Genomic DNA, 22,991 nt, shown 5'->3' on the forward strand with positions numbered 1-22,991 from the left:
TTCTGAGACGACCCCGAGATGGCGGAAACCGAGTACATGGTGCGGGCTTCCGGCTATTTGAAGGCGCTGGCGGACTTCCGCAACATTCCCTTGGCGACGGGGAAAAACGGCGTACCCGTCAAACTGGGTGATGTGGCGACCATCCAATTCGGACCGGAGATGCGCCGCGGTATTGCGGAACTCAATGGCGAAGGTGAGTCGGTGGGAGGCGTCATCATCCTGCGCTCAGGCAAGAACGCGCAGGACACCATTGCGGCCGTCAAGAGCCGACTGGAAGAGCTCAAAAAAAGCCTGCCCGCTGGTGTTGAGGTCGTACCCGTCTATGACCGGAGCCAGTTGATCGATCGTGCCATCGACAACCTGTCGCACAAGCTGCTTGAGGAGTTCATTGTCGTTGCGGTCGTTTGCGGCCTGTTCCTCTGGCATCTGCGTTCTGCCCTGGTTGCCATCGTCTCTCTGCCGCTGGGCATCATGATTGCCTTCATCGTGATGCGGTATCAGGGCGTCAATGCCAACATCATGTCCCTAGGGGGGATCGCCATTGCAATTGGTGCCATGGTCGATGCCGCCGTTGTCATGATCGAGAATGCGCACAAGCATATTGAAGAGTGGACGCATCGACATCCAGGGCAACCTTTGCAGGGGGAAACCCATTGGAGAGTCATTGGTGAGGCGGCCGCAGAGGTCGGACCAACGCTGTTTTTCTGCTTGCTGATCATTACCCTGTCGTTTATCCCGGTATTCACGCTGGAGGCGCAGGAGGGACGCTTATTCGGGCCATTGGCATTTACCAAGACCTATGCAATGGCTGGTGCCGCCGGATTATCCGTCACGCTGATTCCGATCCTGATGGGCTACATGATCCACGGGAAGATCCCTTCGGAGAACAGCAATCCGCTCAATCGCTGGCTGATTCGTTGCTATCGGCCGTTACTGGAAGCCGTCTTGCGACGGCCTAGGGCGACACTGGCAATTGCGGCGCTTGCGCTGTTGACGACCTTATGGCCGATCAGCCGTTTGGGCGGCGAGTTCTTGCCGCAGATGGATGAGGGGGATCTACTCTATATGCCGTCTGCCTTGCCAGGCTTGTCCGCATCCAAAGCTGCCGAACTGCTGCAACAGACCGATCGCCTGATCAAGACGGTTCCGGAAGTCGCCAGTGTTTTCGGCAAAGCCGGCCGTGCCGAGAGTGCGACCGATCCCGCCCCCTTGGAGATGTTCGAGACGACCATTCAATTCAAGCCGCGTGATCAATGGCGCCCCGGCATGACGCCGGCGAAGTTGGTGAATGAACTTGACCGGGTCGTCAAAGTGCCTGGCCTGTCAAATATCTGGGTGCCGCCCATTCGTAACCGGCTAGACATGCTGGCTACCGGGATAAAAAGCCCGATTGGCGTCAAAGTGTCAGGCACCAGCCTGGCCGATATCGACAAGACGGCGCAAGAAATTGAACAGGTTGCCAAAGCAGTACCGGGCGTCAGCTCCGCGCTCGCCGAACGTCTCAGTGGCGGACGTTACGTGGATGTCGATATCGACCGGCTGACCGCCGCCAACTACGGTCTCAACATCGCTGATGTCCAGAGCATCGTCTCGTCGGCCATCGGTGGGGAGAACGTCGGTGAGACGATTGAGGGACTGGCGCGTTATCCGATCAGCGTTCGTTACCCGAGAGAGACTCGGGACTCGCTAGAGCGCCTGCGCGATCTACCGATTCTGACCGGCGGCGGCCAGCAGATCACCTTGGGAACTGTTGCCACGCTGAAGATCAGCGATGGTCCACCCATGCTCAAAAGTGAGAATGCGCGGCCCAGCGGCTGGATCTATGTCGATGTCCGGGAGCGGGATCTGTCATCTGTGGTCGCCGACTTGCGCACTGCGGTCAGTTCCAAGGTAAAGCTGATGCCCGGGTTGAGCATTGCCTACTCGGGACAATTCGAATACCTGGAGCGAGCAAATGCACGTTTGAAGCTGGTGGTGCCGGCAACGCTAATGATCATCTTCGTGCTGCTCTATTTGACGTTCCGGCGCTTCGATGAGGCAGCATTGATCATGGCCTCACTGCCATTTGCCTTGGTCGGCGGCATCTGGTTCCTCTATGTTCAAGGCTACAACCTCTCGGTTGCCACCGGTGTCGGGTTCATCGCTCTGGCTGGCGTGTCCGCTGAATTCGGCGTAGTCATGCTGTTGTACCTGAAACAGGCGGTCTCTGTCCGTGAACAACAGGTAGGTGCTATCTCAGTCCCCGTACTGGAGGATGCAATCCGCGAAGGTGCCGTGCTCAGGGTCCGCCCAAAGGCGATGACCGTGGCCGTCATCCTGGCGGGCCTGATCCCAATTCTGTGGGGAAGCGGCGCCGGCTCCGAAGTCATGAGCCGGATTGCAGCGCCGATGGTCGGCGGCATGATTACCGCTCCATTGCTTTCGATGTTCGTCATTCCGGCCGCGTATCGTTTGATGCGTGGTCGTCAACCCAAAGCCAATCCGGCTTAATTTATCCTCAATGTGAAAGGAAGTTGATATGAAGAACTTGATGTACGCCATGCTTTTTACCGCATCGCTGGGCAGCAGCGCGCCCGTATTTTCCGCAGACATGCAAGGCATGAAGATGGGCCAAGCCGATGCTGGCGAAATGATTTCTCATGGGACCGGTGTCATCAAGAGCCTCGACCAGAAGCAAAAAACCGTTACCTTGGCACATCAACCCATCAAAGAACTAAACTGGCCGGCAATGACCATGGGCTTCAAAGTATCGGATGAGAAAATGCTACAAGGCCTCAAAGTCGGAGACCAGGTGACATTCGAATTGAAGGGGAGTGGAGCCGCGCCCGTCGTGACGGGAATTCGTCCTGCCAAATAAGCCTGGCACCGTCCGTGCTTACACGTTCCTAATGCGACACGGACGGTAGGACGTGAGCAAGGCATCCATAAGGTCGAAAAGGTAACCAATCATCTATGAAATATGAATGATGGATGATTTCTTAATTACTTTTTCGCTTATGTATGAACATTTGCTTTATCTCGGCTGGCTCCCTACAGGTGCTGTACCGTAGTGCACAGATTGATCACGGTAATTCGCCAGCTTGCTCACATCATTCGTGCAGACGTCCCAGGAACTGCCGCGAACGCTCGCTACCCTGAGCACCGAAGAAGAGGGCAGGGGTGGTGTCTTCCAGCACGTGCCCGCCTTCCATGAAGACGATGCGGTCAGCCACTTCCCGGGCGAAGCGGGTTTCGTGCGTAACGACCAGCATCGTCATGCCTTCGCCCGCCAGTTCGCGCATCACGTTCAACACGTCATCTCTCAGTTCCGGATCCAGTGCCGAGGTCGGCTCATCGAAGAGGATCACTTCCGGATCCATGGCCAGTGCACGGGCAATGGCTACACGCTGTTTCTGTCCACCGGAGAGCTTGCCCGGATACGCATCAGCCTTCTCCGCCAGCCCGACCTTGCCCAGCAGCGCAAGACCACGCTCACGGGCCGCTCCCTTGGCAACGCCCTTGACCGAGATCAGTCCTTCAATCACGTTCTGCAACGCCGTCATGTGCGGGAACAGGTTGAAGGACTGGAACACCATGGCTGTCTGCTGCCGGATCTGCAGCGTCTTTTGTCGCAGTTCACGCGCCGGCAATGTCGCAGGATCGCTCAGCCTCACCCCACAGATCTCGATACTGCCGCGGTCCGGCAGTTCCAGCAGATTGAGTGAGCGGATGAACGTGGTCTTGCCCGAGCCGGACGGGCCCATGATGACCAGCACTTCACCGCGTGCGACTTCGAGATTGATGTCGCACAGCACCTGATTGGCACCGTATGCCTTGGCCAGTCCACTGACGCGGACGGTGCATTGGGAAGACTGATTCATTGATAGCGCCTCGACAGTATCTCTTCCAGCCAGGTTTGCAGGAGAGTGAGCAGTTGGTTGATGATCCAGTAGATGGTCCCGACGATGATGAACATGTCCATGTAGCGGAAGGTGGTCGCCCCCAGCTGATCGGCTACGCGTGTCAGTTCCACCACCGTTACGGTGGAGGCCAGCGAGGTGTCCTTCATCAGCGCGATCAGGCGGCTGCCCACGGGGGGAATGGCTATGCGCAGGCCTTGCGGCAGTATCACGCGCCACAGCGTCTTCCAGTAGCCCATGCCCATGGCCCACGCGGCTTCCCATTGACCACGATCTACCGCATTGATGCCGGAGCGGAAGTTCTCGCTCAGGTAGGCTGCCGAGAAAAGCGTCAGTGCCAGCAGCGCGGCGGGAATGGGATCGATGGTGATGCCATAGTTGGGCAGACCGAAATAGATCAGCAGAATCTGGACCAGCAGCGGTGTGCCGCGAAACACCGACACGTAGGCGAACGCAAGCCAGCGCAGTGGCCGCGCATCGGAGATCCGTGCCAGCGCAATGAGCATGCCCAGCGCCGAGCCCAGCACGAACGAGCCTAGTCCCAGCCCGATGGTCACCACCACCGCTTTCTCCAGCAGCGGTAGTGCCCTGACAAACAGATCAATCATGGTTCTCCTCCCGGTTGCCGTGCCTGCATTTGGGCACCGCTTCTGTGGTCATTGACGCGTGCATCATGCCTGCGCTGCAGCGTTTGCATACTGCGCCAGTGCCTGATCCAGATCGGCGATCAGCAGGGTCGGATCTTCCAGACCGATGGACAGGCGCACCACCGGCTGGTCGGTCGCCGGGAAAGCGCGATTGGCCTGCAAGGCGGCCGGATAATACGCCGCCAGGCTGTGCACGCCGCCCCAGCTGGCCCCGATGACGAAGTGCTGCAGGGCGTCGAAGAAACCGTGGAAGGCACTTTCCGGTGCAGGCTTCAGGATCATCGAAAACAGGCAGCCATGGGTCTTGTAGTCCCGCTTCCAGAGCGCATGACCAGGGTCGGACTCTAGCGGCGGATACATCAGCCGTTCCACCATTGGATGGCAGGCCAGATGGTGCGCCACCTGCAGCGTCGATGCACCCTGTGCCTGCACCCGCAACTGCAATGTCTCCAACCCGCGCAGGACCAGGAAGCAGTCCTCGGGACTGACCTGCTGACCAAGGATGCTCTGGGTCTCACGCAGGATGTCGTAGTGACCGTGGTCATTCATGCTGATGCAGCCCATGAGCACGTCAGAGTGGCCGCCCAGGAACTTGGTGGCGGCCTGGATACTGAAGTCCACACCGTGGTCCAGACATTTCAGCCCCAGGGGGCTGGCCCAGGTGTTGTCCAGCATGGTCAGCACACCGCGTTGGCGCGCAACGGCAGTGATGGCCGGGATGTCCTGCATCTCCATCGTGACCGTGCCTGGCGCTTCCATGCAGATCATGCGCGTGGTCGGCTTGATCAGCTCGGCAATATCGGCGCCGATATCAGGGCGATACAGCTCCACCTCCACCCCCATGTGCGCCAGCCATTTCTCGGCAAAGGTCTTGAGGGCACCATAGCAGGCTGCCGAGACCAGCAGATGGTCCCCGCCGCGCACGAACCCCATCACCGTCGTCATCAGGGCTGCTGCGCCGGAGGGGGCGATGACACAGTGGCGGGCGTTTTCCAGAGCAGCCACGCGCTGCTCCAGCAGGCGTGCCGTAGGGGTGCCTGTGACACCATAGCTGAAGCCATCGGGTTGGCGCTGCTTGCGCTGGACAAAGTCCTCGAAGGTGTCGAACACCACGGTGGAGGCGCGCATCACAGCGGGTGACAGACTGGCGAACGCTTGTTGCGATGAAGTAGGGAGACTCATGCGATTAATTTGTTAATCTAAAAAAGAGAAGCCCAGTATCCGAATTCGCGCTGGCGCCATCAACAGCACATAGGATTAACTCTATAAGTGATACTTATATATGGATATGCGAGACATTCAGGTCTTCCGTGCCGTCATGCGTGCCGGGACCACCAGCAAGGCCGCCGCCTTGCTCAACGTATCCCAGCCGGCGATCAGTCAGTCGATCCGCAAGCTGGAAGCGTCTTCCGAGTTACGACTGTTCGAACGAACCCGTGGCCGGCTGGTGCCGACGCAGGAAGCGCTGGCCTTGATCGTGGAGGTTGATCGCTGCTTCGCCGGGTTCGAGATGATCGAGCACCGCATCCGCAGCCTGCGGTCGTTCGGACTGGGGCGTCTGGCCATCGCCTCGTTTCCTGCGCTGGGCAACGGTTTCATGCCACGCGCCATTGCGGCTTTCGGGCTGGGCGAGCGGCGTGTACAGATGTCGTTCCAGATCATGAGTTCGCGCGAGGTCTACCAGCAGGTCAGCGCGGGGCAGCTGGATTTTGGGCTGATGGCTGATGAACTGTCGGTCTCCGGACTCGAGCATTCGCAATTCACCAGCGTGCCCGGCGTGATCGTCATGAACGAGCGACACCCATTGGCAGGCAAGCCTTTGATTACCGCTGACGACCTGCTCGAACATCCATTCATCGCCCTCAATCCCGAAGACGCCAGCCGTCGCCGCCTGGAGCAGGAGTTGATTCTGCAGGGAAAAGTGTTGCGGCCCATCCTGGAGACGCCGTATTCCAACTCGGTGTGCGAATTCGCCATGCGCGGTGTGGGCATGGGTATGGCACATCCTATCCTGGCGCTGGATTACGTCACGCGGGGTCTGCGCTTGAAACCGATGGAAGTGACGGCCAACTTCACGGCGCTGCTGGTGTTCCGGCCTGGAGTGCCGATGTCGGAGAATGCCAAGGAGCTGTTGCGGGTGATGCGCATACAGATGGAGTCGGACATGAGTTCGCTGCGCCAGGTGCTGTACCAGAAACCCGGCGCCTTCTGAGGCGTGCGTGAGTTTTCACGGCCATGCACCGGGTTGTGCGCTGCGCACGTGTCTGGTGCAAGGCGATGTAGGTAGGGAGAGAGGGGCGCCTCAATGAAGGCCGAACGGGGAAGGGCGACAGGCCCTGGCCTTCGTTTTTCTGTGCCGGATTGGTGCAAGATATCTAATGGCTTCATCACTTTTAGCACCAAGACTATAAGTTCAGCTTATCAGTCAAGAAACATGCAGGGATTGCTGATCCCCCTGGACTGCCCACAGAATGGGCTTCCGATTTCATTGATGATCAAGAGGGGATAGCACCATGAAGTTACGTCATTTGATTCCGACCGGCCTGACGGCCATGCTGCTCAGTACCGTAGCGGCTGCCGTGGGAGCCCAGAACATATCGGCCGACATTCTCGCCAGTGCACGCGCATCGGGTGTGATCCGTATTGCCAACACGCAAAGCAGCCCGCCTTGGAGTTTGATCGATGATAAGTTGCAACCGGCCGGCTATGACGTCGAGGTCGCCAAGGAAGTGGCAAGGCGCATCGGTGTGGCCAAGGTAGTGTTCGTGGCCGACAGTTTCAAGAATTTCGTCGAAGGTTTGAAATCCGGCAAGTACGACATGGTGATGAACGACCTGACGCCCACGCCGGAACGGGAGAAGCAGGTGGATTTCGCCGCGCCGTATGGGGTGGAGGATTTCCGCATCTTCGTACTGGCCAGCAATACCAGCATCAGGGACCAGCCCGATCTCAAGGGCAAGAAGGTCGGCGTGACCACCGGCACCACCAACGAAAGCTGGGCGCGCGCCAACCTGAAGGCATCGGATATCCGCGCGTATGACAATGGTGGTTTCGTCTTCAACGATCTGGGCAATGGGCGCATCGACGCGGTCATCAGTTCACATTTCGGCGGCATGAAATACGCAAACGTGAACAAGTTACCGATCAAGGAAGTTGGACCGGTGCTGATCTACCAGTTGTCGGCACCGGCCATCGCCAAGGGTCAGCAGCCGTTGAAGGAGGCGGTCAGCAAGGCCATCGGGGACATGACACGCGATGGCACCATCGATCGACTGGCGCGCCGCTGGGTGGGCGCCGAATTCGATATGGTGGGTGATATCCAGAAGGCGATGCAGCAGCCTTGATAACATTCTGCTGAATTTCCAATTGCCGGGGTGCTGTCAATACGGATGTGCGACGATGGAAGAGGTCGGCCAGCCTTGCTTGACACGTCCCGCTGCAGTCATAAGGTAAAACTTATGTACATAAAAGAAATGAACTGGCAGCGGGTGGAGCGTAAAACCGTTTTTTCGGTTCGTGAATTATTTTACATAATACAAATTATGCGAAATTTGTTGTGTTTAGCGGCAGCACGAAACCTTACAAAACGTCAGAAAAGCCACCTAAAACGGTGGCTTTTCCTTTACATGGTTTTACGTCTTATTCGTAAAATCACTGATCCCAAAAATTAATGAAAAGTCAATAAAAATGAGGATGCCAACCCTTCGGTACGGGGATACCGATGAACTTGTGTTCTATGCCGCTGGTCGCCCCATTAAAGACCTCGCGCGCATGCTACGTCGTTCTGAACGCTCAGTTCACGACTGGCTGACCGGAAAGCAGAAATGCCCTTGGTGGGTACCCGAACTTCTTCGCCTCCGCGCAATGGAGGCCCGTGAACGGCATAGGCAAATGGGATTTTCCCCAGCAGTAACTAAACGCCTCGGAATTGTCGTTGGCGATGTCATCCAATTTAATGCAGTACCAACCCACAAGGAAAAGAAGAATGAAAGTGAAGTTCACAGCAGTAGCATCCCTGGCCCTCATCCTGACCGCTTGCGCATCGACGCAACCGGCTAACGTCCTGCCGCTGGCAGGCGGCCAATACCGGACTACCGGAATTGCCGAAACTGAGCGTGACGCCCAGGCGGCGGCCATCAAGGCGGCCGATTCCACCTGCAGCAAGCAGAGCAAGCGCGCCGAGGTTTCGAACAGCGAGACGAAATACAAGGGCGTGGTTAGCGAAGGTACCAACCGCAATATCAACAAAGCAGGCGAGCTCGCAGCAGCAGTCGGTGTCTGGATGCCCGGACTCAGCGGCGACGATGATTATGAAGTCACCCTCACCTTTGCCTGCGCCGCGTAACGCTCCCTCGATCTACGAAAAAGCCCCGGAAATCTGGGGCTTTTTCACTTCTTGCGCTTGCGGAAACGGCCCTTGGCCGTACGCGGTGGCATGCGTCGCTTGGTCACGTGCTTCTCCTGTCGAAAATATTGTTGAGACGTTGGTGCGCCTGATCTGCCGTCCGCTGCGCCCGCTCAATCTCTCGACGCTGTGCGCGAATATCTGCACGGATGCCGCCATAGGCCGCTGCCGCGCTTGCCAGCATGGTCAATGCCTTCTCGATCAAGTCGGGCGAGACGTCCATTCGCTTACTTGCTTTCCGGCAGGAAGATGGCGGCGATGGACAGCAGTGCGCCAGCAGCTTGGCTTACCGCTTGGATGGTGGTCTGCGGCACACCAAACATGGCGGCGGCGGACAGCAGGCCAGCGATACCGGCTTGCGTGGACGGTTCTTTCAGGCGCTTGAGGATTGCATCTTTCATGGTTATCTCCACGGGTTAGAAAAGGACGTTGCCGCTCGGGTCTTTGACCGTCACGGAGTTGTTGCTGACGAACGCTTGCAGCTTGGGGAATCGGCTCAGCACGAAGGCGGCCAGGAGGACGCCTGCCAGTACGATTACGCCCTCTCGGAGCATGGCTTCAGGCTTGGGTATGATCTCTTTCAGGTTCATTTTCAGTTCCACAGGTATTTCAAGAAGTCTCCGGCAGGGCAAGCAAATGAGGCATCCCACGTGCGCCCTTCCCGCTTGGCGCGCTCGCACTCGGTCTCGTCGGTGCGCGGCAGGCCGATGGAATCGCCAATTCCGTACACCACACCAGAAACAGCGCCGTCAGTAATGCCCCAGGCGATACCGCCCACGGCTTCACCCACCGCAGTTGCCACATCCGCAACTACAGCTTTTTTTTTTGCGATGTACAGCAGCACCAGCGCGGCAGCACCAGCGCCCAGCAGAATAAATTTTGTGTTTTCCATTACCAGTACGTCCCCGGCTTGAATACAACGCTTCCGTTATCCCTGGCAGTGTTGCCAGAGGAAATATTCCCGTAGTAGTCCGAGATTGCCTGATTCTTGATGTCGGAAAGCATGGGCACTTCGGTATTGACGCCGCCGTTATAAAACTCGCTGATGGTGCCCTTGATCAGGTCCGCAAGCGGAATCACCAGCGATGGATCAGCCGGGTTGTAGGCCGCACCGCTGTCCGGAGAAAATGGGTTCCATGTGCTGAAGACAGAGCGACTTCCGCTGCTGCTGGGCGTCCCCGTGGTGCGCCCGCGCGCCAGCGCATAGACCAGCGCGACGGCAGCGGCCCCTATCGCAACGTTGTAGAGCATGGCCTTTTTCATGCCAGCACCCCGCCCGCTTGCACGAAGGTGTCACGCAGCACGGCCATGCTTTCCTCTCGCTGTCCATATCCTGCACCCGGCAGGCTGGCCCACACACGGCGCACCTTGGCGATAGCGCTGTCCATATTTCCGGCGTCGATATCGCTTAATGCGCCCTTCTCGTTCGCCAGCTCCAGCGCGATCGCGTCTTGCGATTCCGGCGAAAAGTCGGTGATGCCCAACTTGGCCGCAACACGCACGTAGGTGGGCTTGGTGATCTGATACGCGCCGGCCGCCGTGGACACACAGCCAGGTCCGAGACCAGCACCTGCACACATGGCGTTCGAAAGCGGCAGACCTCGCCAACCAGCAAGTGCCGGATGCGTCGCATAGCTGTCGAACAGCGCGCCACCCACGAGGGTGCGATAACCATCGGGGCCGCTGGTGCCTTCTGGCACACGCAGCATGCTCAAAAAGGCCCCACGGTTTCCGCCGTTGCTCGGTACATTCATCCAGTAATCTCCTGCAGTGTTCGTTATCTCGTCAAAAATCGAGGGCGCGTTGTCGCTCTCGCTGGTGTCGTTGTCCCTGCTCTCGCCTCGCAGCAGCACATAGGCGCTTGCAGCAAGTAGCGCGGCGAGCAGTAGCCGCTTGTCTATCATGCTGCGGCTTGTCCAGCGTCCGCAGGATCGACGATTGGCGGAATCTCCTGATACTCCCACGCATCACCTCGAAAAACGCGCATGAAGCCTTCCAGCTCATCCGCTGGCTCTTTCGCGGTGGCCGATGCTGGGATCAGCCAATTACCCGAGACCAGCGGATCCGCATCCGCCTCACCCTGGCCTAGATAGATTCCCGTCTCCGGGTGGTAGTGATAAATCTTCATGTTGTTCTCAATACTTGATCACGGCCAGCATCGCGACGTTTCGCGGCCTGGTTTCGGTGCCGAAGCGCGGCGCCCCATACGCTCCCAGAGTCAAGGGGGTATTGACGCTCGCGCCGCCCGGATTGTCTACGTTCGCATTACCCGTATTGCCTCCGAAACCATACGACGAACCAGTTCCGCCCAGCATGCTTATCGTGTGCGCATGCCCTTGGAACTGATCCAGTTGGCCCGAGCCGTTGACGCGGGAGGCATCCACGCCTCTCCCATCGTCCCAGCCGCGCAAGAACTCGCCGCGCAGGTCTGGCAGTGCGAACGTGGTCGAACCGTCGCCGACACCATAGGTGGTGCCGATCTTGGCGAACAGGCCCGCATAGGCAGTGCGCGACACCAGCGCGCCGTTTGCCTTCAGCCAGCCGGGCGGCGCGGTGTTGTAGGCCACGTATTTGACCTCGCCCGGCAGAGACGCTCTCACATCCAGCTCTGCTAACGCTGCCTGTACGCTGGTGCTGATCAGCGCCCCTACGGGCTTGAAGGAGATGGCCGCCGCGATCAAGCTACGGACGATGCGGCTCATTTCAGCACCTGCATGTTGACCTGGACATTCGCGGTATCGCTGATGCCGTACCAGGTCGCTCCTGCAGCGTCATCCTCGAAATGAACGTCACCGGGGCCGAGCAAAATCGTCGCGTTTGCCAACGTCACATTGGTGCTACCAAGCGCCACCATTGCGGTGGCATGGGTGTTGCGAAAGCGAATTTTCCGGTTCGTCGGATCGCTGCGAAGCTGTGCCTTGGTGTTTGCCGTAGGCATGTTCACCACATATTCCAAGATATTCAGTAGCGACTGATTGCGCGTCGGTACCGCTGTATCGTCGGTATTCTTCACTGTCACATCCAACGCAGCACCTGCGGCAGGTGCGACGGTGAAGACCGCACCGGCCTTCTGCGCCACTGGCACGGCATCGGCGTCAGCATTTGTCACTTTGACGTTGCCGAGTACCGGTTCCACGGTCCCGGAGAACGATACCGGTACCGGAGTAGCGGCCGTATTGGTGATTGCCACGCCGCCCGGTACCGACACGGATGCACCATCCGCAAAGCCCACCTGCACATCGTCGTTGGACACGATGAATGTCACGGTGGCATCGACTGCGCTGGTGAATTGCAGGCCATCGAAGTCGGTAATCACCTTGAATCCGGTTTTCCGCCCCGGCAGCAGTGCTGCTGCCGCGCCGCGCTGTAAGATCGTGACATCGACGGATGCCCCTGCCGGAGATACCGAGTCGATAAGGAAGACGCGGCCGGATGTCGGCAGCGGTACCATCTTTCCTGCCTTGAGTTTTTCGGTGTAAGTCTGCATTGCTGCCCTATTTGCTCAGAGATTTGATTGCAACAAGGCCGAGCACCGCCACCACTGCGCCGACAAGCACCTTCTGCTCACCGGCCTTGCTGGTGGTGTAGGCGTCGTCAATCTTGGTGCTGAAGTCGGTGTATGCCTGCTGGACTGCCGCCAGTGCAGAGGTGCTTGCCTTCTGGACAGCATCTGTCGAGGCCGCTGCCTGACTGGCGGCATTCTTCGCCAGCGCGGTGGCGAAGTCGAACGCCTTCGACACGGTGCCGAAATCAGTAGTCGTCACGCTCACACTGTTGCCAGATGCCCGGCTCATCACCAGGTTTACCGAATCTTGCGCGGCGGCGATCCGGTTGTCCTGGGCTTCGCTTGTGCTGGTCTGGCTTGCGTCGCTGCTGCTCTCAGACATGAATTTTCTTTCTCATAACGAACGCATCAAGCGTCCAACCTTGTTTGCTCAGCTTTTTCACGAGGCCCCTTCGGCGGGTATTGATCACGATGCTATCGACCTCTGCGCACTGCGCCGCAATGACTGGCTCAATGGACTGCACCAGATCGAAGCCCGGCGCATGCCCTGCCGCTGCCACGATGAAAACTTCTGTGCCGCGCGCTCTGTCCACCTGTTTGAGGGCATAGCGGGCGATGGTCACGCCACCGACCTGCACCTCATACAACTGCGCCTCGCGCAAGCACGAGTCCATGTCGCCGAGGCCGCCAGTCGTATCCCGACGCTCGTCGAATGCTCGCGCATACGCCGCGCGGGCCGCGTCGTCGAGCGTTCCGACGACGATGCGCGCTAGATCTTCTTCTTGGCTTTCAACAGCATCCATAGGCCCACGGCAGCAGCCGCCATATACAGGAAGTCGGTAGGAATGCCGCCACCGGCCGCGCTCCCGCTCCCGTTGTTGATGATCCAATCGCCTTGATTGAGCAGGACGTTTCCGCTTACCCCAAACTCCCCACCCTTAGCAGAGCTGGAAGAAGAGGTCTGCAACGACATGGACGGCATTGCTGGCGTCATTTGCTAACTACCAGGTAGACGCCAACTGCCACCGCACCCCAGAACAGCAACTGCCGACCGCTCAGCGGCTGGGTATAGCCGACCGGTACGGCCGTGCCATACGGGTATTGCTGTCGATACAGTGCTGCCGCCTGCAACTGCTGATTTGTCTTCGCAATCTGGCTGTTGTAGTCCAGCTGGTCGCGCTGCAGCGAGTAATTCAGCGCCTTGTCGAGCGCGCCACCGATCCAACTCAGGCTGGACCAGTCGAAAGACTGCATCTGCGGCGCACCGTTGCTGTTGTCAGCGGCAGGCGGGGTCGCGGTATCGATGGTGCCGAGGTCGACACCATCAAAGCCGGTGCCGAGGCCGAAGCCCTGGCCGAAGTCACTTACGGTTCCCCAAGCCATGCGCCCCCCTTATTTAAGCTTGCGGATATCGTCGATGTAATCGATATACGCGGTCACGCTGTCGGCCGCCGAGCAGGTCAGACGGAGGAATGCTTCATTGACGCCCTGGGTGTTCAGCATGTTCATCAGGTTGCCGTCGGCCAGGAAGTCCAGCACCAGAACGTTGGTTTGCGGCACGAGGCGGTTGCGCTTCTGGGTGTAGCCGATGGTGCCCGTGGTCGCGCGGATGCGCGGCGCGCCATTCGTGCGCAGTTCGGCCTTGGTCACGTTGCCGCCGTGGTGCAACCAGATGCGCTTGATCAGGCCACCGGCCTGCACATCGGCCGGCAGGATCAGGTCGTTCTCTCCGACCAGCGGCAGGGCCACATTGAAGTCCTTGCGGCGCAGAATGAAGGTATTGGGGGTCGGATCGCGGTATTCCGCGTCGGCGGTCAGGGTGATGGTGTTCGGTGCCGATCCGTCGATGGCGACTTCGAAGGTCAGCGACTGCAACAGGTTGCGCGGGATCGATGCCAGATACTGCGCCGGTGCGCCGCCACGGCTGTTCACCTCGGTGAAGTCCAGAGACAGGATGGCCGGATCGAGGAACACGCCCTGATAGGCGTCACGCAGGCCCACACGGGTGCCATCGTCGACGAAGAAAGTCGTCCCGTTCGCCTTGCCCTCGATGCGCTTGATCATGGCCTTGGTGAGGCCGCCGCCGAGGTTGAAATGGATTTTGTCATACGTGGCGTTGTACGACAGCTTCAGAATGGCAGTTGCGCCCGGTCGGACGTTCTGCAGGTCGATTTGCTGATCCAGAAATGCGGACATGGTTTTCCTTGTGGTATCGGTGGTTTGCCCTGATTAGGCGGTGGTCGCAGCAGCGGCCACACCGCCCGGCAGGTACGCGCCCACGACGGGAATGGCGAAGACGCTGCGCTGCACGAAGGCGACGGCGGCGAAGGTCGCCAGAGCGATCAGGGCAGTGTGCATGGTTGCTTTGTTCATGTGTTCCTCAGAAGGTGGTTTGTCGGTCAATCGAAAGTGAATCAATCGCAGGCCCAACAATGCCGCCTCCCGCATTCATTGAAAATGCCCGGTAACGGGTACGGATACCGTTACCGGGATTTGTTCTCCCCGCGACGCACCGAGAGGTCCGGGTTTTTGTGGAAAAAATGGAAATTCGGCAGCGTTCGGAGCTGCTTTTGTGGTTTCACGGCCACGGCCTGGCCTTGCGGGCCCGGTTCGTATGCCGTCTCCAGCCCGAGAGCATCCGCCATCACCTTGGCGTCGTTGTCATAGTTCACGCGGTAACAGCGAATCTCGGTGCAGTTGCCGAAAAAATCCTTGTCGATGTTGGCGGGCCGCTGCGCTACGCCGATCAGGGTCAGCCCCTTATGGCGGCCTGCCGTGGACAGATTGCGCCACGCGGGCGGCGACCACGATGGCATTGTTACGCGGCTCAATTCTTCTACCAACACAGTCGCACCTTCCATCGTCCACGCGATCCGGCAGAACTGGTCAAACTGCTTTTTCACCTCCGCATCACTCCCGCGCGGCACATACACCATTGCAGCGGCCGGAGACTTCACGGCCTGCACCAGCTCGGTAATCTTCCCGCGGACGACGGTTCCACCGCAGAACCGGCCGTATTCGTCGGTATCTTCCAGCGGGGACCAGATGATCAAGCGGTCATACGAGCGCAGCAGGTCGCCCTTGATGTAGGAGGATTTGCCGGTACCGGAAGCTCCGATAACGGCGTGAATCTTGGCGGCGTTCGCCGTCCCCTTCCCTTTAGTCTGGCGCGACAAAGTTGCCTCCTATCGGCAGGCCCGTTTTCGGGTCGATTGGCATGCGGGTATCAACCAGACCGTTATCCGGCCTTGGCGGGGCTGCTGGACGCTCCATTGCGGCTTTCTTCCGGCGTTCGCTGATCGCCTTCGCGGTGGGCAGCGCAAGCGGTAGCGTTGCCACCACTAGGGCAATCTCCGGGGCGAATCGCGATATCGTTTCTCCGGCGTCCCAGCCATACTTGTCGGCCACCTGTGCCATCGCGCCGCCCCACTGCATGCAGGCGGCTTCGGTGTACGCTTCCTTCAGCTCTGGCATGGCGATTCCCAGCAGGCCGCCGAACATGGCCGGAATCTGCGCCCAGGCGGTGGCCGGGTCGGGCAGGTTCGCCTTCTCCGGGTGCAGCGCCGCGTCTTCCTTCGCTTCCTGTGCCTGCTCTTCAGCGGCGGCCTCAAGGGCGATGCGGTCGAGGTCGCTCATGCCGCCCTGCTCTACCTGTGGCCCCTCATGCTCGCTGCCCGATGGCAGCAGGGATTCTTGATCAGCCACGGCCACCCCCTACCGCTAACAGCGGCTGCAACCATCCACCGGCCTTCTTCTCGGGTGCGGCTGGCGGGTTCTTGATGGGCTTCTTCTCGGCGGGGGCTTGTGCCGTTGCTGGCGCTGGTGCGTTTTCCTGTTTGGGGGCGGTAACGGGCACGGCGGCCGGTGGCGGCGGTGGGTCTTTCGGTTCCGTTACGGTAACGGTAACGGGACGCATGCGGCGGCGCAGATGGCCGTCGCGGTATTCGTTGCGGGTGAAGGTCTGCGCTGCGCAGTCAGGGCAGAATATGAAGGCGTGGCCGTTCTTGTCTTCCTTGATTTCCGCGTCCTGGTGCGGGCATACCGGGCAATTGGTATGCCCGATGACTTCTTTTTTCATCGTCTGATTCCTTCGGCCGCGCCCCGGTAAGGACGCGGCCTATGGTGCGCCTGCCGCCTTGTGAGCGGCCCCGGCGCTGGTGGGTAATGGTTACTGCTGTTCCAGCGCTTCGACGCGCTTGGCAACGGCGATGAGGGCTTCTTTCTTGGCCTCGTCGCTGGTCGAGTGCCACGCCTCATCGATCAGCGCCACGAGGGAGGGTTGATCTTTCTTCGGCTTGGCGGTGGCGGTGGCGGCGGTTTTCTTCGGTGCGGTCATTACAACATTCCTTTCAGGGTGTTCCAGTTGAGGGAATCCGCCATCTTCGTCAGGAAGGCCCTGACCGGCGACGGCAGGAAGAAGCCGTATTGCTTGACCAAGGCGCAGGCTTCCTTTTCCAGCGCCGTGGATTGTTCAGTGTTCATACTCAGTGCCATCCTTGAAGCGGTTTTTCCACTTCTCAATGAGGTTTTCTGTTGCGATGGAATGCCCTTTCAAGGATTCCATCCCTTCGGCTGTCCGCTTTTTCAGTTCCTCTTGCCACTGACGCGTACAGTTATTTACACGAGTCCAAGGAACGGCAACGGCCACAGCCTCTGCCTTGTCAAGCCGCTTCCACACGTGACGCACCGACTCATATACAGCCTTTCTATTGCTGGTGTGGTACACGCCGCATGGCTTCTTTTCCTCATACGTGGCGTACCGCCCCGTTACCGTTACAGGGCGCTTCGCGAGCACGATTGCACCGCTACGACCGACATTCGGGCCGCCCTGCTGGCGCAGGTATGACGCGAACGAGGCGCGGCTATCTTCTGTCTTCTGCACTGCGCGCCACGCTTCCTTGAGCGCAGGCGGCGCATGGCGGACGGTCTCTTCCTTGATTCGGCGCAGCTCACGCCACACGCCAATGGGAGCGCCGCCGATCTGCTGAAACTGGCGAATACCCCAGGTCTGCGCCCAATAGACGACGCGCTGACTCGGGGTGATTTCTTCATTGCCCAGGAGGTCCGTGGTAACGGTCCAGCCTTCGGCGGTCTTGTGGTCGCCCACATGAGCGCCATCGATATTCTTTGCGACGTACTTTGCGATGTAGCCCGCCGCCGTGCCTTTGCCGGCCTCAATGTCCACTAACTTGACGCGGTTCTTATCCGCGCCCGGTTCATCGCCGTCCACGGCCAGGGCATAGGCGCGCAACTCCGCCTTATAGGTCCCCACCTGATCGGCAGGCAGAAACATCAACATGTGCCAGTGTGGGCATCCGTCGTGATGCGGCTCTGCGATGCGGAAACCGTAGGCGCGAATCCCCTTACGGTGTAGGCTGGCACGAATGCAGGACCACACCTTGCACAGGTAGGCTTGTGCCTCGCGCGGCGTCGGGGAGCCGAAGGCGACATAACGCGGGTTTTCCTGGCCGGACTTGGAAAGGACGGCGTGATACTTGGAAGGGGCTGTGATGGTCGCAAACACGCCCACATGGCGCAGGTCAGCGGCGATTTCTTCGAACCCTCGAATACGGCTCATGAGTTCGCCGCGCCTGATGGCCGGATTTGCCACACCTAGGGCGGCCAGTTTTTCAAGGCTGTATGTCTGTCCGAGTTCGTTTTCAACCTCGATGCTCGCCAGCAGCTTGGCGTTTTGCCGGTTGCGACGGCGCTGGCGCTGCACGGTCTCGTCACTGACGTAGACTCCGGTTTTGTAGGACACAAAACCCAGCTGGATCGCCACATGCTCAAAACGGCGCGCATGCGCCTTGCGAATAGACCGAAGCCACCAGCCCCGATCAAGAGCGCGACGGGTGATTTCACCTTTGGTTTCTCCCTTTGGCAATGGGACTTGCTGGCGACGGCAGATAACGCCGATTGCCAGCATGATCGCGTCCACGGTCTTGACAGTTTCACAAATTCGGAAGCACTCGCGGGCGCAAGCCTCGGCCACCTGATGCAGGGCGCTATCGCCCGCATCCAGGGGCGGCAGATCGGTTTCGCACCACACCTTATCGATGAGGTCGATTTTCCGCTCATGGCGCTCCATCCCCTCGCGCTCGAACAGGCCGCGCAGAACGCGGCCCATGCGGCGAGGTAATCCAGCGATAGGCGCGCTGGTCGAGTGAAACAGGTGTCTCATGCGGCGGCTGGCGCGGGAATGCTGCCTCCCTGCATGCAGCGCATGAGGGTTTCCAGTTCGCGTATCAGCCTATCGGCCGTGCGGTTCACCTTGCCGCGCTGGAAGGCGTCCAGTTCGCGCAGCGGAAGCGCGCCGCGCTCCGCGCCAATCCCGGCCATGTGGCAGATGTACTTTCGGGTCTGCTCCGGTAGGCTGTTCCAGTGCGCAGCGCGCACAGCCTCACGGTCCGTCTTGAGCAGGAACAGCGATTGCGCAATCGCCGCGTTGCCAGCAGCGTGAGAGATTGCCGACTGTTCGGCAGCGGATGCGGCCACCATGACTTATCCCCGCGTCAGTTCGATGGCACTCAGGATAGTAGCCGAGCACAGCAGGCCGAAGCCCAGGACGCACATGGCGGCATCTTTGATTTTTGCGCTCATGGTCGCCTCGCTCAGACGCCGGTCAATTCGTACAGGGCAATTGCGGCGTTCTCGCGCTCGCTCTCCCAGAAGTGACGCGCACCCGCATCGCTTCCATGCTTCTCGCACTGCACTGCCATGTTTTCGCAGAATTGGATTTTCGATTGAAGCGCCTTGCAGGCTTCCAGGACGGTTTTGTTCGTCAACTCATGCTGTTGCTTGTTCGACACATTGACCCCCTAGGTCTTGTCCCCGGCAAATAATCGACCGGGGCGGCGTCAGCCGTCTTTTGCCTAGGGAGCGATGAGGAGTCCCCGGTCGATAGGGACGGATCATAGTTGAATGATTCTCTACGCGTCAACTGTTATTCAACGTTGAATGTCAATCTTCATTGAACGTTTAGAGACACTTACCTATCATACGGCTACACCGCCTACGTCCAGGCGCGTCTAGCCCTAGGAGAGCATATGCACACGAATGATTATTTGGAGTTGGTAAAGAGGAAACTCGACCTGCCGTCCGATTACGCGCTAGCAAAGGTGCTAGGCGTGACGCGCAGTGCCATCAGCCACATGAAAATGGGTAAAAGTGGTATCGGCGACGAGACCGCCGTTAAGGTTGCCGAGTTGACCGGCATTCCGGTTGCTCGTGTTCTTATTGATGTCCATCTTGAGCGCTCGAAGGCTCCAGAGGTTAAAGCCGCCTGGGCCTCGATGATGGAAAAGTTTTCAGCGTCTTTTGATGCCCTCATGCCACGCCGCAGCCCGCGCCTAGCTTGACTTTCGGCGCGGTGGCATGAGGTATGTGCTGCCGCTTAACACCCTACAAATTATGCGAATTAACGACAACAAGCCCGGCACACCCGTGCAGACGTTGGACGTGCCCCTCATCACCCCTCATCACGCAAGCTCAAAGCGCAAACTCCCCCTGCCGCACTTCAGCCGGAGTGCTCCGGCCTACCGAGGACTTCCGGCTCAATTGCCCATTCTCCAACGACAGGAGCACATCGGCCTGGTCGAAGTAGCGGTCGTCATGCGAGATCACCAGCACCGCCTTTCCGCGTGCCTTGAGTTCCGGCAGAATTTCGCGATAAAAAACGTCCTTGAACAACGGATCCTGATCCGCAGCCCATTCATCAAAGACCATGAAGGGCCGGTCCTCCAGTGTCGCCACTACCAGTGCCAGGCGCTTGCGCTGGCCCTGTGACAGGGCGCGCGTGGTGAACGCCCCCGCCTTGACCTGCACCACATGCTGCAACTGCAAGCGTTCCAGGAGACGGTTGGCCTCGGCATCCAGGTCCGGCCGCCCTCCCTCCAGCAACTGATCAAAAAGGTGGAAGTCCGAGAATACCGTCGAGAACAACTGCCGGTAAGCATCGCGGTTGGTATCGCCGACTGCCACGCCGTTCCAGACAATCTCCCCATCCTGCGGCACATACAATCCCACCAGCAGCTTGGCCAGCGTGGTCTTGCCACTGCCGTTGCCCCCCACCAGAAAGCACAGTTCCCCGGGACGGAAGGCAAGCTCGATCGGCCCCAACATGAAGATCCCGTCGCTGCGCTCATGATAGTAGCGGTGCGTGACGCCGCGCAGGACCAGGCTTTCCAGCTGGCTGCGCTGGCCGGTCGGCGCAAGCACCTCACTGCTGGGCATTTCCTGCGTGACTGCATCAATACGGGCCGCCGCCACACGGGCCAGATTGGCGCGCGGGATGTTCATCAACAGCACCTCCAGCGGTGTGACAATGTAGACGAACACCAGCGCAAAACCGCTCACCACGGCACGCTGCCCGGGGGCGTCGCTGACCAGGGCAAACAGGACCACCCCGATGAAGGCGAAGATCAGGAAATTGCCCCAGCCCGCAGAGGCACTGAAGGTACACATGCCACGCGTGCGAAGGCGCCGCACATTCTCGATGGCGACCTGCAACAAGTCGCGCTCGAAACGCTCGCGCTTGTCGCGATGCAGGCGCAGCTCCTTGGCGCCATGGGTCATGCTCTGGAAATGACCGAACATCACATCTTGCTCGCGTGCAGCCTGCTCCAGGTAACGGATGGCCTTCAGATGCGCCAGATGGTAGCCCACCGACCCCAGCGCCAATACCGCCAACGCGCCAAGAAACACCTGCCAGGACAACAGCACCATGTAGATCAGGCAGCCGATCACCACCACCGAGTTGGTCAGGATGGCCGGCATGCCGACAAAGAATTCGGCAACCTTGGCACTGTGCTCAGTCAGGGCGGACTGGATGCGCGGGGCGCCGATTTTTTCGATATGTCGGTAATCGGCGCCAATGACCCGCGCAGAAATGTAGCGGCGCAAATCGGCCTGGGCACGCTGGTTCAGCCGCTCGAAGGACATGTTGGAAAGCAGGTGAAATACCATCAGCAACAATACCGTCGCGGCAAATTGCCAGGCGGCCTGGGGACGGCTGGCCGCCTGGCCGGCGATGGCAGCGTTGATCTGAACCACGGTCAGCACGCTGCAGATGCCACGCAGAACACTGGCGGAAGACGCTAACAGAAGCAGGCGCCAGGATTGGCGTATCAGAAAGTTGAGCATGCGGTAACGAGGTTGGGATGACGAGCGAAAAGCAGTGACAAGAAAATCGCGAATGAAAACTTCATATTGACCTGACGATCCAGCTGCCCCGCCATTTACCCCTGCTGACCTGTCGGGATGCCGCCCCCAACGGCCCATTTCCCCGCTGCAAAAGGCATTGCAGCCCGTTTACCGCCCTCGCCTAAATAAAAATACTTCTCATTCGTCTAGGTAAAGGTGAAGGTTTTTTGCGATCCGGACAGCAAGGACTTGGCTTTTTGTCATTTTTCTTCAGTTTCCATCGCTGCTGCCTTGCCCCTCTTGCTTACTCGGAGTCCTTGTTGATGACCTTGCCCCCCTCCTCTGCCGTCACGCCTGTCTGCATCAACGGCTTGTCGCTCCTGGTGTTGCGCCAGGCGCAGCAGCTCGCCGTGACCGATCCTGATGGTCAGGTGCGGTCGCGCTGGTCCTGGCAGCGCAGTACCAGCGGCCAGGACTGGGCCATTGCCCAGGAAGGCGGTAGCGACTCCTGCACCGATCTGCTGGCCATCCTGCAGACGATCTTTGTGCACGTGCCCGAAGCGGGCAAGGTCGTTGTCGAGCTGCCCCAGTCTCAGGCCGCGGCCATGTGCCGCGCCGGTCTGCTGGTACGCCAGGGCAGCCGGCATGTGGCCCTGGCCGAACTGGTCTGGCAACACGCCGCCGGATGGTTGCCGCAAGAGCGGCCGCCCTTCCCCGTGCAGCAGGTGATGAGCGAGGGCAAGCGCCACCCCTTGCGGGCGCCCAAACCGGAGGGAGAAGTCTACCGTCGCTACCTGCCCTGGCTGGGACAGACACTGTCACTGCGCAGTCTGCGTCTGGAAGAGGATCTGCCCCTCTTCAATCGCTGGATGAATGATCCGGTGGTGGTGCAGTTCTGGGATGAGGCCGGCGACCTGGCGCGCCATCGCCACTATCTCGATACCATCGCCGCCGATCCGCACATGACCTCGCTCATTGCCAGCTTCGACGACCAACCCTTTGCCTATTTCGAAGTCTACTGGGCCAAGGAAAACCGCATCGCGCCCTTCTACGACTGTGGCGAATTCGACCGCGGCTGGCATGTGCTGGTGGGCGAGGAAGCCTTCCGTGGCAAGCAGTTCGCGGTGGCCTGGCTGACCTCGATCTCGCATTACCTCTTCCTCGACGATTGTCGTACCCAGACCGTAGTGGGCGAGCCGCGCGCGGATCACGACAAACAGATCCGCAATCTCGACAAGAGCGGCTACGCCAAGCTCAAGGAGTTCGATTTCCCGCACAAGCGCGCCATGCTGGTGATGCTCTCGCGTGAACGCTATTTCGGACAGGGCCTGTGGCAACCCCAGACTCCGCTGGCGCCGCTGGACCCGCCGTTTTTCCCCTGCTCCCCCTGAAAG

At 59.4% G+C, this 22,991-nt stretch carries 33 protein-coding genes and 1 pseudogene; 7 read left to right on the forward strand and 27 right to left on the reverse strand.

Annotation, left to right across the window (positions count from 1 at the left end; translation table 11 throughout):
* Positions 1–15 precede the first annotated feature (15 nt).
* Positions 16–2,490 (forward strand): annotated as a pseudogene (locus tag GWL_RS08730) (efflux RND transporter permease subunit); the annotation flags it as partial.
* Between the two features lie 28 nt (positions 2,491–2,518).
* Entirely contained in the window at positions 2,519–2,857 is a 339-nt protein-coding gene (locus GWL_RS08735) for a copper-binding protein (protein ID WP_008328976.1), read from the forward strand.
* 232 nt (positions 2,858–3,089) lie between these two features.
* Here the strand turns inward: GWL_RS08735 and GWL_RS08740 are convergent, their stop codons facing one another.
* The 3 genes from GWL_RS08740 to GWL_RS08750 form a co-directional block, all read right to left on the reverse strand.
* Positions 3,090–3,860 (reverse strand): amino acid ABC transporter ATP-binding protein, encoded by a 771-nt coding sequence (locus tag GWL_RS08740; RefSeq protein WP_008328977.1) that lies wholly within the window; start codon positions 3,858–3,860, stop codon positions 3,090–3,092.
* The gene (locus GWL_RS08745; protein WP_008328978.1) at positions 3,857–4,507 is read right to left on the reverse strand and encodes an amino acid ABC transporter permease; all 651 of its coding nucleotides are present in this window, start codon (positions 4,505–4,507) and stop codon (positions 3,857–3,859) included. The genes GWL_RS08740 and GWL_RS08745 overlap by 4 nt, the downstream gene beginning before the upstream one ends.
* Positions 4,508–4,570: 63 nt before the next feature.
* Positions 4,571–5,728, reverse strand: coding sequence for a PLP-dependent aspartate aminotransferase family protein (locus tag GWL_RS08750; protein WP_034350340.1), 1,158 nt, complete (start codon positions 5,726–5,728; stop codon positions 4,571–4,573).
* A 100-nt stretch (positions 5,729–5,828) separates the two neighbouring features.
* Between GWL_RS08750 and GWL_RS08755 the strand changes: the two genes are divergently transcribed.
* The 3 genes from GWL_RS08755 (at position 5,829) to GWL_RS08765 (ending at position 8,891) form a co-directional block, all read left to right on the forward strand.
* The gene (locus GWL_RS08755) at positions 5,829–6,758 is read left to right on the forward strand and encodes a LysR substrate-binding domain-containing protein (protein WP_008328980.1); all 930 of its coding nucleotides are present in this window, start codon (positions 5,829–5,831) and stop codon (positions 6,756–6,758) included.
* Between the two features lie 301 nt (positions 6,759–7,059).
* A complete protein-coding gene (locus tag GWL_RS08760) occupies positions 7,060–7,890 on the forward strand; it encodes a transporter substrate-binding domain-containing protein (RefSeq protein ID WP_008328983.1) in 831 nt (276 codons plus the stop codon).
* A 641-nt stretch (positions 7,891–8,531) separates the two neighbouring features.
* Positions 8,532–8,891 (forward strand): hypothetical protein, encoded by a 360-nt coding sequence (locus GWL_RS08765; protein WP_008328984.1) that lies wholly within the window; start codon positions 8,532–8,534, stop codon positions 8,889–8,891.
* 103 nt (positions 8,892–8,994) lie between these two features.
* Here the strand turns inward: GWL_RS08765 and GWL_RS08770 are convergent, their stop codons facing one another.
* The 23 genes from GWL_RS08770 to GWL_RS23355 all read right to left on the reverse strand — a co-directional run bounded on the left by GWL_RS08770 (position 8,995) and on the right by GWL_RS23355 (position 19,265).
* Positions 8,995–9,174, reverse strand: a complete 180-nt coding sequence (locus GWL_RS08770; RefSeq protein ID WP_008328987.1) for a hypothetical protein — start codon at positions 9,172–9,174, stop codon at positions 8,995–8,997.
* A gap of 4 nt (positions 9,175–9,178) precedes the next feature.
* Positions 9,179–9,352, reverse strand: coding sequence for a hypothetical protein (locus tag GWL_RS23625; protein ID WP_008328990.1), 174 nt, complete (start codon positions 9,350–9,352; stop codon positions 9,179–9,181).
* 15 nt (positions 9,353–9,367) lie between these two features.
* Positions 9,368–9,541 (reverse strand): hypothetical protein, encoded by a 174-nt coding sequence (locus tag GWL_RS08775; protein ID WP_157174213.1) that lies wholly within the window; start codon positions 9,539–9,541, stop codon positions 9,368–9,370.
* A 2-nt stretch (positions 9,542–9,543) separates the two neighbouring features.
* Complete coding sequence (locus GWL_RS08780; protein WP_008328993.1) at positions 9,544–9,843, reverse strand: hypothetical protein; 300 nt, start codon at positions 9,841–9,843, stop codon at positions 9,544–9,546.
* The gene (locus GWL_RS08785) at positions 9,843–10,202 is read right to left on the reverse strand and encodes a hypothetical protein (protein WP_008328995.1); all 360 of its coding nucleotides are present in this window, start codon (positions 10,200–10,202) and stop codon (positions 9,843–9,845) included. Before GWL_RS08785 ends, GWL_RS08780 begins: the two co-directional genes overlap by 1 nt.
* An 8-nt stretch (positions 10,203–10,210) precedes the next feature.
* Complete coding sequence (locus tag GWL_RS08790; RefSeq protein WP_008328998.1) at positions 10,211–10,855, reverse strand: glycoside hydrolase family 104 protein; 645 nt, start codon at positions 10,853–10,855, stop codon at positions 10,211–10,213.
* Complete coding sequence (locus tag GWL_RS08795; protein ID WP_050978076.1) at positions 10,852–11,079, reverse strand: hypothetical protein; 228 nt, start codon at positions 11,077–11,079, stop codon at positions 10,852–10,854. Before GWL_RS08795 ends, GWL_RS08790 begins: the two co-directional genes overlap by 4 nt.
* 7 nt (positions 11,080–11,086) lie before the next feature.
* A complete protein-coding gene (locus tag GWL_RS08800; RefSeq protein WP_008329000.1) occupies positions 11,087–11,653 on the reverse strand; it encodes a tail fiber protein in 567 nt (188 codons plus the stop codon).
* Positions 11,650–12,438 (reverse strand): hypothetical protein, encoded by a 789-nt coding sequence (locus GWL_RS08805; protein ID WP_008329003.1) that lies wholly within the window; start codon positions 12,436–12,438, stop codon positions 11,650–11,652. Before GWL_RS08805 ends, GWL_RS08800 begins: the two co-directional genes overlap by 4 nt.
* Before the next feature lie 7 nt (positions 12,439–12,445).
* Positions 12,446–12,838 (reverse strand): hypothetical protein, encoded by a 393-nt coding sequence (locus tag GWL_RS08810; protein ID WP_008329005.1) that lies wholly within the window; start codon positions 12,836–12,838, stop codon positions 12,446–12,448.
* Positions 12,831–13,259 carry a hypothetical protein gene (locus GWL_RS08815; protein ID WP_034350344.1) on the reverse strand — a complete coding sequence of 143 codons (429 nt, stop codon included), beginning with the start codon at positions 13,257–13,259 and terminating at the stop codon, positions 12,831–12,833. Before GWL_RS08815 ends, GWL_RS08810 begins: the two co-directional genes overlap by 8 nt.
* Complete coding sequence (locus GWL_RS08820; protein WP_157174215.1) at positions 13,226–13,429, reverse strand: hypothetical protein; 204 nt, start codon at positions 13,427–13,429, stop codon at positions 13,226–13,228. The genes GWL_RS08815 and GWL_RS08820 overlap by 34 nt, the downstream gene beginning before the upstream one ends.
* A 17-nt stretch (positions 13,430–13,446) precedes the next feature.
* The gene (locus tag GWL_RS08825; RefSeq protein WP_008329009.1) at positions 13,447–13,839 is read right to left on the reverse strand and encodes a hypothetical protein; all 393 of its coding nucleotides are present in this window, start codon (positions 13,837–13,839) and stop codon (positions 13,447–13,449) included.
* A 9-nt stretch (positions 13,840–13,848) separates the two neighbouring features.
* The gene (locus tag GWL_RS08830) at positions 13,849–14,652 is read right to left on the reverse strand and encodes a major capsid protein P2 (protein ID WP_008329010.1); all 804 of its coding nucleotides are present in this window, start codon (positions 14,650–14,652) and stop codon (positions 13,849–13,851) included.
* 33 nt (positions 14,653–14,685) lie between these two features.
* Complete coding sequence (locus GWL_RS23340; protein WP_157174216.1) at positions 14,686–14,829, reverse strand: hypothetical protein; 144 nt, start codon at positions 14,827–14,829, stop codon at positions 14,686–14,688.
* A 110-nt stretch (positions 14,830–14,939) separates the two neighbouring features.
* Positions 14,940–15,632 carry a hypothetical protein gene (locus GWL_RS08835; protein ID WP_008329012.1) on the reverse strand — a complete coding sequence of 231 codons (693 nt, stop codon included), beginning with the start codon at positions 15,630–15,632 and terminating at the stop codon, positions 14,940–14,942.
* Complete coding sequence (locus GWL_RS08840) at positions 15,616–16,092, reverse strand: hypothetical protein (protein ID WP_157174217.1); 477 nt, start codon at positions 16,090–16,092, stop codon at positions 15,616–15,618. Before GWL_RS08840 ends, GWL_RS08835 begins: the two co-directional genes overlap by 17 nt.
* A 61-nt stretch (positions 16,093–16,153) precedes the next feature.
* Positions 16,154–16,534, reverse strand: a complete 381-nt coding sequence (locus GWL_RS08845) for a hypothetical protein (protein ID WP_008329014.1) — start codon at positions 16,532–16,534, stop codon at positions 16,154–16,156.
* A gap of 90 nt (positions 16,535–16,624) precedes the next feature.
* The gene (locus GWL_RS23345) at positions 16,625–16,792 is read right to left on the reverse strand and encodes a hypothetical protein (RefSeq protein ID WP_008329015.1); all 168 of its coding nucleotides are present in this window, start codon (positions 16,790–16,792) and stop codon (positions 16,625–16,627) included.
* Positions 16,792–16,938, reverse strand: coding sequence for a hypothetical protein (locus GWL_RS23350; protein ID WP_008329016.1), 147 nt, complete (start codon positions 16,936–16,938; stop codon positions 16,792–16,794). The genes GWL_RS23345 and GWL_RS23350 overlap by 1 nt, the downstream gene beginning before the upstream one ends.
* Positions 16,928–18,583 (reverse strand): replication endonuclease, encoded by a 1,656-nt coding sequence (locus GWL_RS08850; protein WP_008329017.1) that lies wholly within the window; start codon positions 18,581–18,583, stop codon positions 16,928–16,930. Before GWL_RS08850 ends, GWL_RS23350 begins: the two co-directional genes overlap by 11 nt.
* A gap of 50 nt (positions 18,584–18,633) precedes the next feature.
* Positions 18,634–18,954: a hypothetical protein gene (locus tag GWL_RS08855; RefSeq protein ID WP_008329018.1), complete on the reverse strand. Its 321-nt coding sequence runs from the start codon at positions 18,952–18,954 to the stop codon at positions 18,634–18,636.
* Positions 18,955–19,067: 113 nt separating this feature from the next.
* Positions 19,068–19,265 (reverse strand): hypothetical protein, encoded by a 198-nt coding sequence (locus GWL_RS23355; protein ID WP_008329029.1) that lies wholly within the window; start codon positions 19,263–19,265, stop codon positions 19,068–19,070.
* Positions 19,266–19,502: 237 nt separating this feature from the next.
* Between GWL_RS23355 and GWL_RS08860 the strand changes: the two genes are divergently transcribed.
* The gene (locus GWL_RS08860) at positions 19,503–19,814 is read left to right on the forward strand and encodes a helix-turn-helix domain-containing protein (protein ID WP_034350347.1); all 312 of its coding nucleotides are present in this window, start codon (positions 19,503–19,505) and stop codon (positions 19,812–19,814) included.
* Between the two features lie 130 nt (positions 19,815–19,944).
* Here GWL_RS08860 and GWL_RS08865 read toward each other — a convergent pair whose 3' ends face one another.
* The gene (locus tag GWL_RS08865) at positions 19,945–21,597 is read right to left on the reverse strand and encodes a cyclic peptide export ABC transporter (protein WP_034350349.1); all 1,653 of its coding nucleotides are present in this window, start codon (positions 21,595–21,597) and stop codon (positions 19,945–19,947) included.
* A gap of 323 nt (positions 21,598–21,920) precedes the next feature.
* Between GWL_RS08865 and GWL_RS08870 the strand changes: the two genes are divergently transcribed.
* The gene (locus tag GWL_RS08870) at positions 21,921–22,988 is read left to right on the forward strand and encodes a GNAT family N-acetyltransferase (RefSeq protein ID WP_008329039.1); all 1,068 of its coding nucleotides are present in this window, start codon (positions 21,921–21,923) and stop codon (positions 22,986–22,988) included.
* Positions 22,989–22,991 lie beyond the last annotated feature (3 nt).

This window comes from Herbaspirillum sp. GW103 (assembly GCF_000261365.1).
Taxonomy (GTDB): domain Bacteria; phylum Pseudomonadota; class Gammaproteobacteria; order Burkholderiales; family Burkholderiaceae_D; genus Herbaspirillum.

Coding starts and splice junctions, on each gene's coding strand:
- GWL_RS08740 (WP_008328977.1), bottom strand. CDS start 3,860: ATGAATCAGTCTTCCCAATGCACCGTCCGCGTCAGTGGACTGGCCAAG.
- GWL_RS08820 (WP_157174215.1), bottom strand. CDS start 13,429: ATGTCGTTGCAGACCTCTTCTTCCAGCTCTGCTAAGGGTGGGGAGTTT.
- GWL_RS08770 (WP_008328987.1), bottom strand. CDS start 9,174: ATGGACGTCTCGCCCGACTTGATCGAGAAGGCATTGACCATGCTGGCA.
- GWL_RS08735 (WP_008328976.1), top strand. CDS start 2,519: ATGAAGAACTTGATGTACGCCATGCTTTTTACCGCATCGCTGGGCAGC.
- GWL_RS23345 (WP_008329015.1), bottom strand. CDS start 16,792: ATGACCGCACCGAAGAAAACCGCCGCCACCGCCACCGCCAAGCCGAAG.
- GWL_RS08785 (WP_008328995.1), bottom strand. CDS start 10,202: ATGCTCTACAACGTTGCGATAGGGGCCGCTGCCGTCGCGCTGGTCTAT.
- GWL_RS08870 (WP_008329039.1), top strand. CDS start 21,921: ATGACCTTGCCCCCCTCCTCTGCCGTCACGCCTGTCTGCATCAACGGC.
- GWL_RS08775 (WP_157174213.1), bottom strand. CDS start 9,541: ATGAACCTGAAAGAGATCATACCCAAGCCTGAAGCCATGCTCCGAGAG.
- GWL_RS08850 (WP_008329017.1), bottom strand. CDS start 18,583: ATGGGCCGCGTTCTGCGCGGCCTGTTCGAGCGCGAGGGGATGGAGCGC.
- GWL_RS08810 (WP_008329005.1), bottom strand. CDS start 12,838: ATGTCTGAGAGCAGCAGCGACGCAAGCCAGACCAGCACAAGCGAAGCC.
- GWL_RS08750 (WP_034350340.1), bottom strand. CDS start 5,728: ATGAGTCTCCCTACTTCATCGCAACAAGCGTTCGCCAGTCTGTCACCC.
- GWL_RS08855 (WP_008329018.1), bottom strand. CDS start 18,954: ATGGTGGCCGCATCCGCTGCCGAACAGTCGGCAATCTCTCACGCTGCT.
- GWL_RS08760 (WP_008328983.1), top strand. CDS start 7,060: ATGAAGTTACGTCATTTGATTCCGACCGGCCTGACGGCCATGCTGCTC.
- GWL_RS08830 (WP_008329010.1), bottom strand. CDS start 14,652: ATGTCCGCATTTCTGGATCAGCAAATCGACCTGCAGAACGTCCGACCG.
- GWL_RS08860 (WP_034350347.1), top strand. CDS start 19,503: ATGCACACGAATGATTATTTGGAGTTGGTAAAGAGGAAACTCGACCTG.
- GWL_RS23340 (WP_157174216.1), bottom strand. CDS start 14,829: ATGAACAAAGCAACCATGCACACTGCCCTGATCGCTCTGGCGACCTTC.
- GWL_RS08755 (WP_008328980.1), top strand. CDS start 5,829: ATGGATATGCGAGACATTCAGGTCTTCCGTGCCGTCATGCGTGCCGGG.
- GWL_RS08805 (WP_008329003.1), bottom strand. CDS start 12,438: ATGCAGACTTACACCGAAAAACTCAAGGCAGGAAAGATGGTACCGCTG.
- GWL_RS08795 (WP_050978076.1), bottom strand. CDS start 11,079: ATGAAGATTTATCACTACCACCCGGAGACGGGAATCTATCTAGGCCAG.
- GWL_RS08815 (WP_034350344.1), bottom strand. CDS start 13,259: ATGGATGCTGTTGAAAGCCAAGAAGAAGATCTAGCGCGCATCGTCGTC.
- GWL_RS08840 (WP_157174217.1), bottom strand. CDS start 16,092: ATGAGCGACCTCGACCGCATCGCCCTTGAGGCCGCCGCTGAAGAGCAG.
- GWL_RS08745 (WP_008328978.1), bottom strand. CDS start 4,507: ATGATTGATCTGTTTGTCAGGGCACTACCGCTGCTGGAGAAAGCGGTG.
- GWL_RS08790 (WP_008328998.1), bottom strand. CDS start 10,855: ATGATAGACAAGCGGCTACTGCTCGCCGCGCTACTTGCTGCAAGCGCC.
- GWL_RS23350 (WP_008329016.1), bottom strand. CDS start 16,938: ATGAACACTGAACAATCCACGGCGCTGGAAAAGGAAGCCTGCGCCTTG.
- GWL_RS08800 (WP_008329000.1), bottom strand. CDS start 11,653: ATGAGCCGCATCGTCCGTAGCTTGATCGCGGCGGCCATCTCCTTCAAG.
- GWL_RS08865 (WP_034350349.1), bottom strand. CDS start 21,597: ATGCTCAACTTTCTGATACGCCAATCCTGGCGCCTGCTTCTGTTAGCG.
- GWL_RS08825 (WP_008329009.1), bottom strand. CDS start 13,839: ATGGCTTGGGGAACCGTAAGTGACTTCGGCCAGGGCTTCGGCCTCGGC.
- GWL_RS08845 (WP_008329014.1), bottom strand. CDS start 16,534: ATGAAAAAAGAAGTCATCGGGCATACCAATTGCCCGGTATGCCCGCAC.
- GWL_RS08765 (WP_008328984.1), top strand. CDS start 8,532: ATGAAAGTGAAGTTCACAGCAGTAGCATCCCTGGCCCTCATCCTGACC.
- GWL_RS23625 (WP_008328990.1), bottom strand. CDS start 9,352: ATGAAAGATGCAATCCTCAAGCGCCTGAAAGAACCGTCCACGCAAGCC.
- GWL_RS08780 (WP_008328993.1), bottom strand. CDS start 9,843: ATGGAAAACACAAAATTTATTCTGCTGGGCGCTGGTGCTGCCGCGCTG.